General features: G+C 33.9%; 18 protein-coding genes. 3 read left to right on the forward strand and 15 right to left on the reverse strand.

All coding sequences use genetic code 11. The annotated features are described in order from the left end of the window. Nucleotides 1-405 precede the first annotated feature (405 nt). The 3 genes from D1606_RS11575 to D1606_RS11585 form a co-directional block, all read right to left on the reverse strand. On the reverse strand, nucleotides 406-681 hold the full coding sequence (locus D1606_RS11575; RefSeq protein WP_119416173.1) for a hypothetical protein: 276 nt from the start codon (nucleotides 679-681) through the stop codon (nucleotides 406-408). Between the two features lie 182 nt (nucleotides 682-863). Next, on the reverse strand, nucleotides 864-1,160 hold the full coding sequence (locus tag D1606_RS11580; protein ID WP_119416174.1) for a LexA family transcriptional regulator: 297 nt from the start codon (nucleotides 1,158-1,160) through the stop codon (nucleotides 864-866). After that, nucleotides 1,160-1,471: a hypothetical protein gene (locus D1606_RS11585; protein WP_119416175.1), complete on the reverse strand. Its 312-nt coding sequence runs from the start codon at nucleotides 1,469-1,471 to the stop codon at nucleotides 1,160-1,162. Before D1606_RS11585 ends, D1606_RS11580 begins: the two co-directional genes overlap by 1 nt. A gap of 148 nt (nucleotides 1,472-1,619) precedes the next feature. Between D1606_RS11585 and D1606_RS11590 the strand changes: the two genes are divergently transcribed. Beyond that, complete coding sequence (locus D1606_RS11590; RefSeq protein ID WP_119416176.1) at nucleotides 1,620-1,829, forward strand: helix-turn-helix transcriptional regulator; 210 nt, start codon at nucleotides 1,620-1,622, stop codon at nucleotides 1,827-1,829. 79 nt (nucleotides 1,830-1,908) lie between these two features. On the opposite strand, the gene D1606_RS11595 is transcribed toward D1606_RS11590, so the two are convergent. From D1606_RS11595 to D1606_RS11650, 12 genes are all read right to left on the reverse strand, one after another. Then, nucleotides 1,909-5,922, reverse strand: a complete 4,014-nt coding sequence (locus tag D1606_RS11595) for a phage tail tape measure protein (protein ID WP_119416177.1) — start codon at nucleotides 5,920-5,922, stop codon at nucleotides 1,909-1,911. 201 nt (nucleotides 5,923-6,123) lie between these two features. Next, a complete protein-coding gene (locus D1606_RS11600; protein ID WP_119416189.1) occupies nucleotides 6,124-6,936 on the reverse strand; it encodes a hypothetical protein in 813 nt (270 codons plus the stop codon). 58 nt (nucleotides 6,937-6,994) lie between these two features. Further along, on the reverse strand, nucleotides 6,995-7,582 hold the full coding sequence (locus tag D1606_RS11605; protein ID WP_119416178.1) for a hypothetical protein: 588 nt from the start codon (nucleotides 7,580-7,582) through the stop codon (nucleotides 6,995-6,997). A gap of 4 nt (nucleotides 7,583-7,586) precedes the next feature. Continuing rightward, nucleotides 7,587-8,000 carry a hypothetical protein gene (locus D1606_RS11610; protein ID WP_119416179.1) on the reverse strand — a complete coding sequence of 138 codons (414 nt, stop codon included), beginning with the start codon at nucleotides 7,998-8,000 and terminating at the stop codon, nucleotides 7,587-7,589. A 52-nt stretch (nucleotides 8,001-8,052) separates the two neighbouring features. Next, nucleotides 8,053-8,655: a GIY-YIG nuclease family protein gene (locus D1606_RS11615; protein WP_119416180.1), complete on the reverse strand. Its 603-nt coding sequence runs from the start codon at nucleotides 8,653-8,655 to the stop codon at nucleotides 8,053-8,055. A gap of 552 nt (nucleotides 8,656-9,207) precedes the next feature. Next, complete coding sequence (locus D1606_RS11620; protein WP_119416181.1) at nucleotides 9,208-9,495, reverse strand: hypothetical protein; 288 nt, start codon at nucleotides 9,493-9,495, stop codon at nucleotides 9,208-9,210. Between the two features lie 154 nt (nucleotides 9,496-9,649). After that, on the reverse strand, nucleotides 9,650-9,847 hold the full coding sequence (locus D1606_RS11625) for an XtrA/YqaO family protein (protein WP_119416182.1): 198 nt from the start codon (nucleotides 9,845-9,847) through the stop codon (nucleotides 9,650-9,652). 85 nt (nucleotides 9,848-9,932) lie between these two features. Further along, on the reverse strand, nucleotides 9,933-10,571 hold the full coding sequence (locus D1606_RS11630; RefSeq protein WP_119416183.1) for a phage infection protein: 639 nt from the start codon (nucleotides 10,569-10,571) through the stop codon (nucleotides 9,933-9,935). A 131-nt stretch (nucleotides 10,572-10,702) separates the two neighbouring features. Then, the gene (locus tag D1606_RS11635) at nucleotides 10,703-11,728 is read right to left on the reverse strand and encodes a helix-turn-helix domain-containing protein (protein ID WP_119416184.1); all 1,026 of its coding nucleotides are present in this window, start codon (nucleotides 11,726-11,728) and stop codon (nucleotides 10,703-10,705) included. Between the two features lie 44 nt (nucleotides 11,729-11,772). Then, complete coding sequence (locus D1606_RS11640) at nucleotides 11,773-12,105, reverse strand: hypothetical protein (RefSeq protein ID WP_119416185.1); 333 nt, start codon at nucleotides 12,103-12,105, stop codon at nucleotides 11,773-11,775. Nucleotides 12,106-12,160: 55 nt separating this feature from the next. After that, nucleotides 12,161-12,430: a hypothetical protein gene (locus D1606_RS11645; RefSeq protein ID WP_119416186.1), complete on the reverse strand. Its 270-nt coding sequence runs from the start codon at nucleotides 12,428-12,430 to the stop codon at nucleotides 12,161-12,163. 29 nt (nucleotides 12,431-12,459) lie between these two features. Then, nucleotides 12,460-12,645, reverse strand: a complete 186-nt coding sequence (locus D1606_RS11650) for a helix-turn-helix domain-containing protein (RefSeq protein WP_119416187.1) — start codon at nucleotides 12,643-12,645, stop codon at nucleotides 12,460-12,462. Between the two features lie 128 nt (nucleotides 12,646-12,773). Here D1606_RS11650 and D1606_RS11655 point away from each other — a divergent pair, with 128 nt between their 5' ends. Both D1606_RS11655 and D1606_RS11660 read left to right on the forward strand, forming a co-directional pair. Further along, nucleotides 12,774-13,745, forward strand: coding sequence for a helix-turn-helix domain-containing protein (locus D1606_RS11655; protein ID WP_119416188.1), 972 nt, complete (start codon nucleotides 12,774-12,776; stop codon nucleotides 13,743-13,745). A 49-nt stretch (nucleotides 13,746-13,794) separates the two neighbouring features. After that, nucleotides 13,795-14,976, forward strand: coding sequence for a tyrosine-type recombinase/integrase (locus D1606_RS11660; RefSeq protein ID WP_119416190.1), 1,182 nt, complete (start codon nucleotides 13,795-13,797; stop codon nucleotides 14,974-14,976). Nucleotides 14,977-15,024: the final 48 nt, after the last annotated feature.

The following is a 15,024-nucleotide window of genomic DNA, read 5'->3' on the forward strand; positions in this document are numbered from 1 at the left end:
TTTCATGTTACACTATGTACCAAATTATGATTGTAGAATGGATTTTTATAATTTCTTAAATCCTTTTATATCAACGGTTCTTATTAATTTCTTAAATTTTAGATAATGCAAAATAAGGCATATAAAAACATTTATTTGGGGCTGATTGGGGCTGATTGGGGCTAATTGGGACCAATGAATAATTAGGCGGCGTGTGTGTAGGAATGGGTAAGTAATATTAATTTTAATGGAAGTAAAAAGGCTCACTAATATGAGCCTTTCATTTTTTCGCCTGCCTGCGATAAATTTTATTTATGAATACTTCTTTATCTCATATAGAAATATTCGATATTATTATATCTTAAATTTTTGTACTTCCTATAGTGAAAAACTTCCTATTTATTTAGAACAAACTTATTTGTTCTATTACCATTCATCAACGATTTCTAATATCGCTTTCTCAACTGGTTCATAAATCCAATAACGTTTACCGTGTTCTCCCAGTCTCCTTTCATACCGTTTTACTCTCGGATCATTCAAAATGTAACTCTCAAGAAATGTTTTTCCCATACATGTTAACCTTATTAGTTCTTCTAAATCAGCTAAAATCAATCGTGGCTTTGCTTGGTCATGTAATATCTTCTCAAGATAGTTTTTTACTTCATTCTTATTAATTTCTATATTGATTTCTGCGAATTCCATATTTCATATCCCTAACATATTTTTATTTTTCCATCTCGCTTTTAATTTTTATTATCTCCTAAACTGCTTATAAAATAATTTTCTTTTTAAATAGGAAAGAAAATAATAAAAAAGGTCTCCTTAAAATTGAGGAGACCCAATGCTTATGCTATAATTAATTTACTTACTAATTAGTGTATGAATTATGCTCCTGTTACCGCAGGGGCTTTTTCTATGCTCCAATGACTTCCGCCAACTACCTTACCTATAATTTTTATTTGATGTTCTCTTACTACTTGTATTTTTTCACCTAATAGCATGATTTGATTTCCAAAACGTGTGAATGTACTAACAAAACGTTCGCCAGACAATTCAAATACCGCTAAATCCTTACCGTTTCCTTTTGGTTGTTCCATTGCAGAGACAATAACTTCGTCCCCTTCTAATAATCCAAGAAAACTATTTGTATTGCTGATTTCTAATGTAAATAAATTTTTCATTATAATGATACCTCCATTTGTTTTAAAATATCTTTTAATTCTGTTGCCACTTGTGGCAATGACTTCCCTTTCTTTTCAATCCCTAAATAATCACATAAAAAATTAGCTGCAATTTGAATTAAAAACATCTCATTCATTACTACTGACTTATATACATCGATAAGACCTAAAGCTTCTTCTCTTGAATTACATATTTTTTTGAATGTATGAATCCTCTTTCCAAAAGAAACAACTAAAATCGACATTTCGACTTCAATTTGAACTCCTATATTAATTTTTGAACAAGCAACAAATTCATCTTTCCAGTTCATATCGTAGCTCCCTTTCTATAACTCTATGGTTATACTTTATTCCACTTTAGATATATAGTCAAGTAGAAAAATGAACTATTTTGTTATTTTTTATAACATTTTGTATATAATATATGATATAATGTTTATATAAAGGGAGGTAAACAGTATGGCAATGTCTCAAAAAATAAAAATTCTTCTAGTTAAAAAAGGAATGAATGTTTCGCAACTTGCTGCAATAATGGGAACATCACAGCCTAACCTATCCAAAAAAATGAGTAGGGATAATTTTAGCGAAAAGGATTTAGAAGAAATCGCAAAAGCGTTGGATGTAAAGTATGAAGGATTCTTCTTCTTAGAAGATGGGGATCGTATATAAGAAAAAAGGCACTAATCGTAATTGATTAAGTGCCTTTTAATTTAAATTATCACTCCTAAAAAACTAATATCAAGGATTATTAGTACGCTACTCCGCTATCAAATAGTCCTCTCATATCCTTAAACATTTTTTCCGTCATCTCGTTAAACATTTTTTCAACCTGTGATTTGGTTAATCCAGTATTATTTCCGCCGCCTTCAATGTTAAAAGTGTTTTGGATTATGATAGGAGCATTATTTTGATTATTTCTTAGAATATCGTTAGTTTTACGATTGTTATGAACTCGTGAGCCAAAAGGAAGATCTACAAGCTCTGGGCCTTCTTCTCCGACAAGAACACGTTTATCGTGATTGTTTTTGAAACCGCCTTTTTTATAACCTACGTAGCCTTTGCCACTCGCAAGATTTTTAAGACCAGGAACATTACCAATACCACCATATCGACTATTCATGTAATTAATTGCTGCTACTGCATTGGCAATTGGGTTAGTAATATCGTTTGGTAATGATTTATTACGGTATGCTGCAAATGTGCTAGGAATCGTTTGGAATAAACCTTGTGATGGATGCCCTGCTTTAGCGTTGCTATCCCATAGGTTTATAGCTTTCGGATTAAATCCTGACTCACGTTTCGCAATAGTCATTAATCCATTTAGATAACTTGCAGGGGTATTTGTAATTGCCATAGCTGAAAGAATCCACTTTTTAGCAGACTCTGAACCAGCTCCACTTGCACCCCCGAAGTCCATAAAATCTGCAACTTTTTCTTTTAAAGATGCTCCAACTTCTCCACCAAGTTTTTGGAATATGGATAGCCCTAAATTTCGGTCATAACCAATATCATTCTTAATATTTCTACCATAACGATTAAATACTTCTTTTGCTGATTTAATCGGATTTGTAATGAAACTCATTACATCTCCAGCCGCTTCTTTTAATGAAGTACCGGTTCCTTTTGCATAGCCTGGCATGGTTCCTTTTAAACCACCGGACAACATTTGAGCTGTTTGGGAAGCAGTTAATACTTTTGCTCCTCTAGGCAAGTCTACAATTTCAGCACCGTTTTGTCCTAATAATCTAGCTCCACCATACGGTGTATACGCAAGTTCCGGTCCTTCTTCACCAACAACTGAAGCTCCACCAGGATGATAGTTAGTTCCAGTTGCATTACTTGCTATAGAATTACCTCTATTGTTCACCACTTTATTTTGGACGGATGCTTTTGCACTGGTAGAATATAAAGGTATTGGATCTTTACCAACAAATTTTAAAACTCCATTAATTATTTTAATTACGGTCTCATGTTGCTTTGAAACATCTCTTCCCCACTGTTGGAAGGCTGTTAGTGTTTTACCCGTTTCCCAGTCAACAGCACTTATATGACCTTTGGCTTGTTGCTTCGCTTGTTTAACTACTCCTTCATGCATTTTTTCAGCATGGTCAATTGCATCATTACGTGTCTTCTTAGCTTCTTTAATAATCTTATTATATTGGCTTTCAGAAATTGCCCCTTGATCTTTGTATTCAGAATCAGCAGCCGCTAAAACTTTTCTGTATTTATCTTCTGCCGCCTTTTTAGCACCGTCACGAGCTTTTTTAGATTGTTTAACTACGTCTGCTGCTTGTTTAGCACTTATTTTTCCGCTATCATTTTTTAGCTCAGTCATTATAGTTCGTTGTTCTTTAGCTGACTTAGACATTGTTCTAACTGCCGCACTATTCATTTGCTTTTGATATTTATTAATGTCTTTTTGTTCATCTTTAGTTAACTTCCGTTTTTCTTTCGATGCTTTACTAAGTATTTTATTAATCTCTTTTTGTGCTTTTTCAACTTGTTCTTTTTGCTTTTTATGGCTCTCTTTCATATCCTTTAAAATTGAGTTTTGCTCTTTTTTAGATAGCCCAGAATTCTTCAAGGATTTTGAAATAATTTTGGATGATTTACCGAAATTAGTTTGCATTGAATCTGCAATACTATCAGACATTTTACCGTAAGTATCTTTCAGCGATTTCGCTGTATCTTTAGAAATCTTTTTACCTGACCACTTCAATGAATTTAATTGTTCTGTCGCCTTATCGTTAAGGTTTTCATATTGGTTGATTGCTTTTGAAGTACCTTTCGAAACACCTTTTCCAAAATCTATACCAGTTGATAATGCAGAAGCTTTATATTTAGCCGATTCTTTAGAGAGTGACTTTTGAGCGCTAGCACCAAACTTTTCACCGAAATAAGAACCGGCTATTCCCCCAATAGTTCCACCTATAGCAGTACCAACACCAGGGATGACTGAACCTAATGCTGCTCCTGCCGCTGCTCCTGCTGCTCCACCACCTAATGAACCAGCATTGGATCCAAGGTTTTCTTTTCCGCCCATGGCTAACGCACCAATACCAATAGCAGTACCAATGACAGGTATTTTTTTACCTAGTTTGGCACTTTGACCGAGAGTATTTTTCAACATGCCAGTTTTAGAATTTACTTTTCCTAAACCGTTCTTTCCTGTTGAAACAACCATAGTTCCAACTGAACCACCGCTTTTTCCTTTCTTTCCACCTTTTGTAGTAGTTCCTCCACCATTCATTGCAGCATTCATAGTTTCAATTTGTTTTGCTGTAGTAGCTGCCTGTGCGCCAGTGAGTTGCATTTCCTTACGGTAATTCGTAAAGAAAGACTTTGCACCGCCCATTACTTCACGAACTGATTTGACAGCTTTACGAACCTTATGAATGGCTATACTTGCCGGAATAACACCGCCAACAATAACAGTTCCCCATACAGCCATAGATTTTGCAGAAGGTGATAAATCATTGAAGCCATCTCCTAGATCTGCTACTGCATCTACGCCTTTACGAATTGAAGGAGTTAATACATCCGATACATTAATCTTGATACTTTCGAAAGTACCTTCTAAATTTTTCATAGAACCTGCAAGGGTATTATTCATCGTATCAGAAGCTTTTTTCGCTTCACCGTCTGAACGTTTTAATGATTCTGTATATTTATCTAAAGTACCTGGAGCGCTATCAATAATCTTAACCATACCGCTTGCCGCTTCTGTACCAAAGATAGTTGAAACTGCCGCTAATTTTTGAGCGTTTCCCATTCCTTTAGTAGAGTCTCTTAAATCGTCCATTATTTTAGAGAATGGTCGCATATTCCCTTTAGCATCCGTTATTTTTAAACCTAAAGCACTCATTTCTTTAGAAGCTTCTTTGGAAGGGCTAGCAAGACTAATTAATGCTGAACGTAAAGAAGTTCCGGCTTGTTCTCCTGCCATACCACTATCAACCATGACCATAGTAGCTGCTGAAACTTGTTCAAGGCTCATTCCTAATGTATTTGCTGGGGCCGCTGCATATTTAAAGGCATAACCCATATCATTGATATCCGCTTTAGATTTATTTGCGGCCATTGCTAATACGTCTGCTACGTGTGCCGATTCACTAGCCTTTAAAGAGAATCCGTTTAATGCTGATGTCATAACACTTGTAGCAACTGCCATATCCTCACCAGAAGCAGTGGAGGCATATATTACTCCTGGTATTGCAGCCATAGCTTGCTTAGCACTCATACCTGACTTAGCCAATTCGAGTTGTCCTTCTGATACTTCTTTTGCTGATTTGGTGGTATCTGCTCCAAGTTGAATAGCTTGTTTACGCATAGTTTCGAAATCTTTAGCTGAAGCTCCTGAAACTGCTTTTACCGCTGCCATTCCTTCGTCAAAGTCCATTCCAGTTTGTATCGCTGCCTTACCAAGATTATACAGTCCTTTTACTGCCGCAGCCGCTCCAATTGAGGATAATGAATCTTTTAAAAGATTACTAGATTTCGAAAGTCTTTCAACTGCCTTTGCAGATCCTTCAGCACTACTCTTCTGATTCTTTAATGAATTAGAATTTTTTTCTGCTGCTTTTGAAGCTTCTATTAGGGATTTCCCTGTATTATCAACTGCTTTGCCTGTTTTTTTAGTGTTTTTTTCAAGATTTTCAGTTGTCTTAACGGTTTCGTTAATCTTTTTGTTAGCAAGAGACAGCCCTTTGTCGTCAACATCAATCTTGACCTTCATTGTTGTTTGTCTCAGTGATTTAGCCATTTTATTCCTCCTTTTCTGCTCTTAAAATTTTCTTCTTTAAAGAACCCTCATAGGCATTTCCCCTTTCATCAACATCTTTTGATATAAAAAGGACACCAAATTTAGAATGCCTTTTAGCACTCTTAAATCGGTGTCCTTCGGTTGTTCCGATAGAACTTTATTATTTTAATCATAGTAGCCACTTCGAAAATTTAGGGTTTGTTATAATCCCCATTGCTCCTTCAATTTCGTTAAGAATTTCATTTTACTACCATCATCCCCTGAAACATCGGGATGAAACTTTTTAGAAGCCATGCGATAGATCTCACGTAGTATTTTCTTTTCATCATCATTGTAGTTACTACTGGAATTAATCGAGTAACTACTTCCATTATTATTAAAATAGTCACTGTAGTTACTTTTAAAATATTCTTGATAACTACGATTTGTATATTCATCTTTTGCTATTTTATCCGATTTCAATTTTTCTAACTGCTTTTCATTTTGCAAGTTGCCATATAGATCGTAGCAATAATCATAGGTATCCGGTCCATATACGTCTTCAAATGCTTTCTTAGTTTCCTGGTACGCAGAAATAATGGCTTTTTGTTCTGTTTTTGCTTTGTATTCCTCAGTTTCCTTAAATTCTGCTTCTACCTCATCAATAATTGGATCCAGTTTCTTATAAATAATATCGTAAATCTCTTCTACTGATAGACCAATTTCATCCGAAAGTGTACAAATACGATTATCTGCGAAGTCGAATAAACTAAATTCTACTAAATCATAGTAACCCATTGTGCATATTGACCATTGTTTTTTCTTAATCGTTCCGTTTTCTCTGTAACTTTCATGAATACTAATTTTATATGCTGTTTTGATAGGTCTTTCAAAAAGCTCATTGCTATATCTATAAGTGTTCTTTATCTGAGTTTCTCCATTAATAGTCATACTAAAACTTTCTGCTATTAATTCTTTAGATGCTCCGTATGTGTTAGGCTTTTTCCTTTCAATCTTTTGTATGACACAATACATTCCCTCACAACCTTTTGAAGTTACTATAAAAATAGAAATGATAACTACATTTTTACATTCATTTTTGATTCGTTTTTTTGTCTTTCTTTGATAATTCAACTATGCCGTATTGTCTTACTAAAGCTCTCCGCTTCAAAAGACATTCATCGAATGAACCATCTTTGTCCCAATAATCTTGAAGCAGCTCTTCTTCGCTCATTTCTTCAATCTGTTGATCCCATTCATCTATGGTTATTTCCTCTTGGGTTTGTTCATGCTTCTGTCGTTGCTCTAAAACGTAACCGACACACCCTTTGAGCGTTTCAAAGACTGGAAGGTAGTAAGTATTAGGATTTGCTTTCCAAGCTTCATACTGTGCCCTTTCATCGTCATATAGCAACGTCAATCCTTCTTCTAATATTTCAGCTTTCTTTTTTACTTGTTGTATTCTTTCTAGTCGCTTCTCATTCAATTCCACTAAGTAAATAGCCGCTCCCTCAACATCGCAACCTAATTTAAATAGACGACCGCTTCCAATATCATAGCCAGTTATAGTTGGTGAAATGTTACTGTAGGCTTCTTTTCTTTCTGCTCGGTAAATACGATTGGCTTCCTCAATCTCTCTTTGTGCGTTTAAATAACACCAAAATTGACTATCTGAAATCATACTATCAACCCTCCATACGTTCTTTTCTAGCCTTTAAACGTTCTTGTATGGAGGAAGCAGATATATTTCCTGTAGCAGTTACCTGTTCTTGCTTTGAAAGGTAGCAGCTCATTTCTTTAATTCCTCTTTCAAAAATACTATCGAAACTCCTACTGCCTTGTCCCATTTCTATTAAATAATTCTGTACATACTCTTTTGAATCGCCTTCTGCTAACATTGAAAAGCATATAAAATATTTGTTATTTAAGACACTTTCACATTGTTCGAGAATTTTAAAGGCTTTTAAAATACGTTCACTAGCGGTTTCAACCTTATATTGTTTTACCTCTCCTTCCGGTAAACTTTCCGCTTCTTTTAGTGATTGATAAGCAGCAGGGACTATCTTCTTAAACAGCTTTTTTAATTCTTGCTCACTCATTAAATCATCCTTTCAATGCAGTTAGTAGCAATATGATACTGGCTTCTTGCAATTAACCTTTATACGTAAATTTACCGTTTCGGTATATGATTTTACTTTCCTCTACCTCTGATAATTTTATAGTTGTTGGTACTACATTTTCCAAAAATCCATTATTTTCACAAACCATCTTTACGGTATGAATTCCGATTTCTATATTTTTATTAGTTTTAAAGAAACTAATTAAAAAGGATTTTAATTCATCATCGTAATTTTTTTCCTTCATTTCATTTTCAAAATTAACCAATCTAATTTCAGTATCTCTTGATGTATTAAATAATTTATCTGTATTTAAAACGGGTTTAAAATGACTTATTAACCACGTTTCATACATATCAGTTTCAAAAGCTTCTAATATTTCGCAATATGTTATGTATTTTGTTCGTTCCTTGATAATACTAGATTTTAATGTCCGAGCACTGATATAGTCTCTAAAATGGGCAGTTAATCTTTTACGCAAATTATTACTTTTCCCTACGTAAATGACTTCACAAAGTTGATCTAAAAGAATATATACCCCTTGCGATCTAGGAGCACTTTTGTAATTTTCAAATTTTGTTATTTCAACTAATTTAAATTTATTTAATAATTTTTGATTACCTTCCATGAATTTCATAGCTTTTTCCTCCTAGCCAAGCATTTTTGTGTTGTACTGTTCGGAGTACTACAAACAACAAATGCTTCTAATAGTTGATTACAAAGGTTTTGTCATATTTCATTGGAACGCTATTCCGTTTCGTAAAAGTAACGTTTTTTCGTAGTACTCCATTCAGAAACCCTTATATATCAATGGTTCATAGACGTTTTTGTTTGGAGCGTTCCGTTTCGTAAAAGTAAAGGTAACGTTCCTTTTCATTTGGTAACGTTACTATTCAATTTGTACGTATACTTCTTAAGCTTTTGTGTGCAATTTTTTTATTTGGAATACTCCGTAAAAACAATGGAGTACTTCAAACAAAATGAATGTAGTACTGCAATAAAACGTTGCACAAAAAGTGATCTTATAACTACTCTGGCACACGATGCACCAGACATTTCTTAGAATGTAGCACTAGCATTTACTAGCATATAATCCCCATCATTCCTCTTCATTTGATACCATGAAATACCATAACGAACCTTAACATTTCTTAACATATATACGATGGAATGTTAGCATTTGTAGCATTTAAAAAGTATCGAATTTATCCATTTCACTAATGTTTTCGATATTGCCATGAGCTAGAGGTTTTGCTAATTCTAAAAAGCGTTCCTGGTATTCAAGATTTGGAAAGTACTCAATCTTATCTCGAAAGATCGCAACATGACCAACCCAATTTTCAGTAGCAGCCTTTCTTCTTACTGTTTGATAAGGTATTCCAAACAACGTACTCACATCTTTTAGTGTAGTTCTGCCATTACGTTGTGAACGTGCATAGTAGGAGCGGGGCCAATCCCAATCATATTTAGTATTCATGCTATGCCCCCTTTTCCTTTACTCTTTTGAAATACATGAAACAAGAAGTAATTTTGGGCTTCCCCATTTTTGGGGATACCTTCTACCAAACTAGGAAGCGCCAAATTTAATGTCTTTTTAGGACAGCCGAAATAGCCGAAAACTTATCCATGCTTTAAAAAAGTTTTGATTCTGTACATTTCACTTGATGTACTTTTCCACCGCATGTTTTAACCTCTGCTGTTGCATAATCAGGAAGCTGCATAACCTTTGCTTTGTCATTTGAAACAATAAGTATGCAGTTTTTGCTTAACTGCTCAGCTTTTACATATAAGGCTCCGTTTGTATCTATTCGCAAATCATTTAACTCCATGTAACCTCTCCTTGCCTTGCCTCTTTTTAGGGTGTCAGAAATGCCGGTATTCTTTTTAGGGACTCGCAAATCTCACATATTCAAATTACGATTTAACTAATTTCAAATGTGGATGATTACTCATAGCAATTCTTACTGGCTTACCATTTTTATTAATATAAAATGCTTGTCCTTTGCTATTTTTAAATGTGTTTGTAGTCTTTTGGCCTTGTGATGCCATGAACTCCTCAAACACTCCTAAATGTCCTTCATAACGTCTTAAATCACTAAGACAACTGAAATACTTTACACTAAAATCCAATATGTCTAAATTCCAATATTCCCATAAAAAATCTGATATATTTTCGCCAATAGAGTGATTGGTTCCTAATGTTCTTATATAATCCCTTGTATAGAAATAGTCCTTCATACCGTACTTATCCCCATCATAATTTTTAGTAATAGGGAATATATTCATAAACTCATTAGGTGTTAGAAGGCTCATCATTCCCTTGATCGCACTAATAAATTCGAAATACCATAGTGCTTCTTGTTGGCTCTCTGGCTTAGGATATGTAACTACAACCTTAACGCCATAATAGATGGCTCTTGGTACATAGATTTTGACATCTTCCGTTTGATTGACTTTATACTCGTCCATCACTCTTAAAAAAGCATTCAAGTACAAATCATTCTTCGAGATTTCTTTATCCTGGTGATTGTAAGACAGAATATTCTTTTCCATAAATGTCACACCCTTTAAAATTGATTTTAATAACCTTTTTACACGCTTTATTTCACAGACATATAAATCATCATTTTTTATTTAAAGCACCTCTTACGAACGCTCTGAACATTTTAAAGATGAATATTTGATTAAGAACTACTTTCTACAAGGTTATCAGACTCTTGTTTTGCTATAAGCTGGTCATAGTTATATATTCCATTGCTTTTCCATTTGCTAATAACTTTTGGTATATCATTTACAGAAATATTATTAGGGGGCTCTGTTTGTGATAGCTCTTTTAATGCTTCAGCAATTAATCTATGATCTTTGTATAACTTAATAAATCCCATTAAACTTTTTGATATAGTTTCATCAACAGGACCTATAGCAAATTCATAAGACTTTACTAATTGCTCCAACTGTTCTTGAAATGGAACTGACCGACCACCACCAACCTCTTTTATCTTTTCTGTGTACTTACTATCTACGCTATAAGATATATTAGGGGCGGGTGGTTGGTTTGTTGTAATACCCTGTTGGTAGTTGTTGTTATATTCTTTTTTAGTAATCTCTTGTGAAGTCTTTGTTGTATTCTTAGAGATAGTCTTTGTAGTAGTCTTTGTTAGAGATTCCGAAATTTTTTGGTTTCCATTTCTAAATTTTTCAGAATCGTTTTCGTAATTTTCAGGAATGGATTCTTGAATTTTTTGATTTCCATTTTCAAATTTTTGAGTTTCCATTTCTAAATTTTTAGGAATGGATTCCAAAATATTTTGGTTTCCATTTCCGAATTTTTCGGTTTCCATTTCCAAATTTTTAAGAAACGATTCTAAGGTGGAATATAAAGCATCTATATTTAACTTATAATGTATTGTAGGTGCGCCATTTGCTTTTAATTTCTTTGTCTCTACAATTCCTGCTTCACGTAACCTTTTAATATGTTTGTTAATGTGATACTCACTTAAATGGATTTCTTCATACCATTCCTTAGCTGATTTATAAAAGAATCCATCCGAACGAATAGAACGATCTGACCAATAAATTAATTGATTTAAAAATATACCGCCTTCTAATGAATCCATGAATTTAACAAGTATTCTATTTACCGTAAAATAGTAATTTTCTTCTCCAGTAATCGTACTAATAAGTTGTTTTATTCCGTCCGAATTATTCAAATATACTCACCTCGATTCATGAAGGCGGAGGTTTTATCCATGTTTTATGCCCCTTTATTCGGATTATTTTTATACCAGTGATTAACGACATGATTTGCAATATCTATTTCTTGAGTTGCTCCTCGAAGTGTAGAACTGTGCCAATCCAGCAATTGCTTTTCAGATTGGATAATGAAGTACCCTCCATATCCCTTTTTCGATGCCCCAACTGCGAAGCCTTTTTTTCTTAATGAATTCACAACTTGATAGAATTCTCGTTTTGTTTTAATATGCGCTTTTTCTTGTAATCTATCACCTTTTATTTTTACCCCTGGCCCCATTCCTTCAAGAATATTAAGAACTGCTGCTTCTTGTTCTGTTAATACGTTTAAATTCATCTACATTTCTCCTTTCGTAATCCGTTCCTACACACACGCTCGCCAGAGTATTTATTTACCACTCAGAAGTAACTTCTTCTATTGCTGCTAATAATGGTTTATACCACCACCAACGTTTTCGATTTCTTCTCACTTCACACGCTCTTATACGCGGGTCATGAAGTAACTCGTCAGTTATAAAACGTTCACTCATGCAAAGCATTTCAGACATTTTCTTTAAATCCACAAGAAGAATAGCTTCTCTTACTTCCTCATCAAGTCGCTTCTCTATGTATTGTCTGATCGCTGTCTTGTCTAAATTAACTTCTACTTGTGCTGCTAGCATTTCATCAACTCCTTTTAATATCTAATTATTTAATTTTTAACTTTTTCTTGATATTTTCCTCGAGTCCAAGATTCAATGACTTCTCGATTAAATAAAATTCTTCCGCGAGCTTTAATGTAAGGAATCTCATTCATACGAACCATGTTATAAACGGTTGTTTTACTTAGCCCTAATACGCCGCAAACTTCTTTAACATTTAATGTTATTTTATCCATATATCACAGCTCCCATTTTAATTTTCCACTAAATGTGGAATGTTTATTTTATATAATAGTTTATAATTCCGCTAAGTGCAACTTTTTATTTTTAATTACCACTAATTATTCCGCTGTATGCGGAATTAATGTATAATAAAAGTACAAAACGGAATGGAAAAATAGTACGTATGTTGGGAGTGATAATTATTACTAATGAATTTGATGGGTTCTTAAGAAAGTTAAGAAAAGAAAAAGGGCTAACAATCGTACAGTTGGCTGAGAAAACTGGCCTGTCTCGATCTTATATCTCTCAATTAGAACGGGGAGAAAGAGGAAAAAATGGAATACCTTCGATAGATGTATTGCAAAAACTCTCTACTGCTTTAGAAATTAATATTATTGATTTATTAAAAAAGACAGGATATACACATACACAAAAACTTTCTTTAAGTGAAACTATTCGTACGCTTAGAAAAGAAAAGGGATGGAGTATTGAAGATTTATCAGAAAAAACCTTAGAGGATGAAGACATTGAATTTATTCCTAAAGAAAGATTATACGAATTCGAAAATGGTCAAAGTAAAAATCCAACAATTTCAGAGATAGTCACGTTAGCTTTCGTTTTTGAAGTTTCCTTCAGTAGATTTACTGTAGCAAGTGATATTGAAATACCAATAACAGAATTGCTTCGACTATCTATAATGGATGCAGAAATGAACTTCGGATTAACAGAAGACGCAAGATCTCAAATGATAGAAAAAGGAGTTAACTCATATTTAGAGGATAGTGAAAGAATTAAAATATTTAACGGTATTCAAGCACTCAATAGTGTCGAAGATGAACTGATAAATAAAATACTAGCAGCGAAAGATCAATTATCTGACATCTATTTTAAATATAGCGATACGAATGATGAGATAAATGAAACTTCACAAACCACAAATAGTGAAAATATTAGTCAGTTTAGTATGAAAGACGAGGTTTATAAAAAATCCGAAATAGGTAATTTAATTCTTTTTAACCCCAATGTAAATTACAAGGGTAATGTTTTATCATTTGAACAAAGAAGAACGATTTTTGAAGCAATAACAAAAATTATGGAGCAAGAAGAAAACTAATTTGCTACTCACCCATTCCTACACACACGCTCGCCAAGCTATGAGAGGAATGGTAAAGGTGACAAAGATCAAATCAAAAAAAGAAGCAGAAGTGTATTGCTATGAAACGAAAACTAAGGGTGCTCTATGGGGTTTTCGCCATAAATACTACAATGCTCTAGGCGAACGCAAAGAGAAGAAAGGAAGCGGCTATTCGACCGAAAAAGCAGCGATCAAAGCACTACTCCAAGTGAAAGCCGAGTTATTAAGTGGCGGATCTAAAAAAGTGGAATATGAAAATATGACGGTTGGCCAATGGCTTGATATTTGGTATGAGTCCAATAAAAAGAAATGGAAAGATGGAACCGCCATTCAAAGAGAATGGATTATCAGAACCCAATTAAAACCATTTCTAGGCCGCTTCAAGTTGCAAAAACTCGATAAAATGACGTATGAACGTGAATTTATTCATAAGGTGGAAGGTCATTTTAAATTCGGGACCATTAGACTTTGGCATACGATTTTTAAAATAGCCATTAATGCTGCTGTAGAAAATGAAATATTAGATCGCAACCGCTTCACAAAAGTGGCAATACTAAACGACAAAGAAGCGGATGTGAAAAATAACTTTCTCACACCCGCCGAGTTAAATATCCTATTGAATGATGTTAAACAAAATGAAAATATCACAAACTATTCTTTGATTCTTACACTTGCTTATACTGGTATTCGCCGCGGTGAAGCTTTGGGACTTCAATGGCAAAACATAGACTTTAAAAAGCATACAATTACCGTTGAACGAACTCGTGATGATAAGGGAACACGAACACCCAAAACAAAGAATAGTTATAGAACTATTGTAGTTGATGAAATCGTTATGGTGCAACTTGAAAACTATAAAAAATGGTGTAAAAAAGAGTTGCTAAAGGTTGGTAAAAAACTAACCGGTGAATCTTTTATTTTTATCTCAAGTGACATACCAGAACCGATTAAAGAACATATTCCAATTCATATCATTAGAAAATCCATTAAAAGAACAGGGATCCATAAGATAAATGTTCATGGTTTGCGTCATACTCACGCTACTATCTTATTGAATAACGATTTTAACGTAAAAGCAATTGCGGATCGATTAGGTAACACTGTTCAAATGATTTATAATGTATACGGACATGTCATGAAAAAAACAGAAAAAGAATCGGTTTTAGTATTCAATCAAGCACTAAATGGGGCTAAAACTGGGGCTAAATAGTTTTAAAACAGCCCTCAAGCATTGATATAATGCGGGTTTATGTATTCG

This window comes from Rummeliibacillus sp. POC4 (assembly GCF_003576525.1).
Lineage (GTDB): Bacteria > Bacillota > Bacilli > Bacillales_A > Planococcaceae > Rummeliibacillus.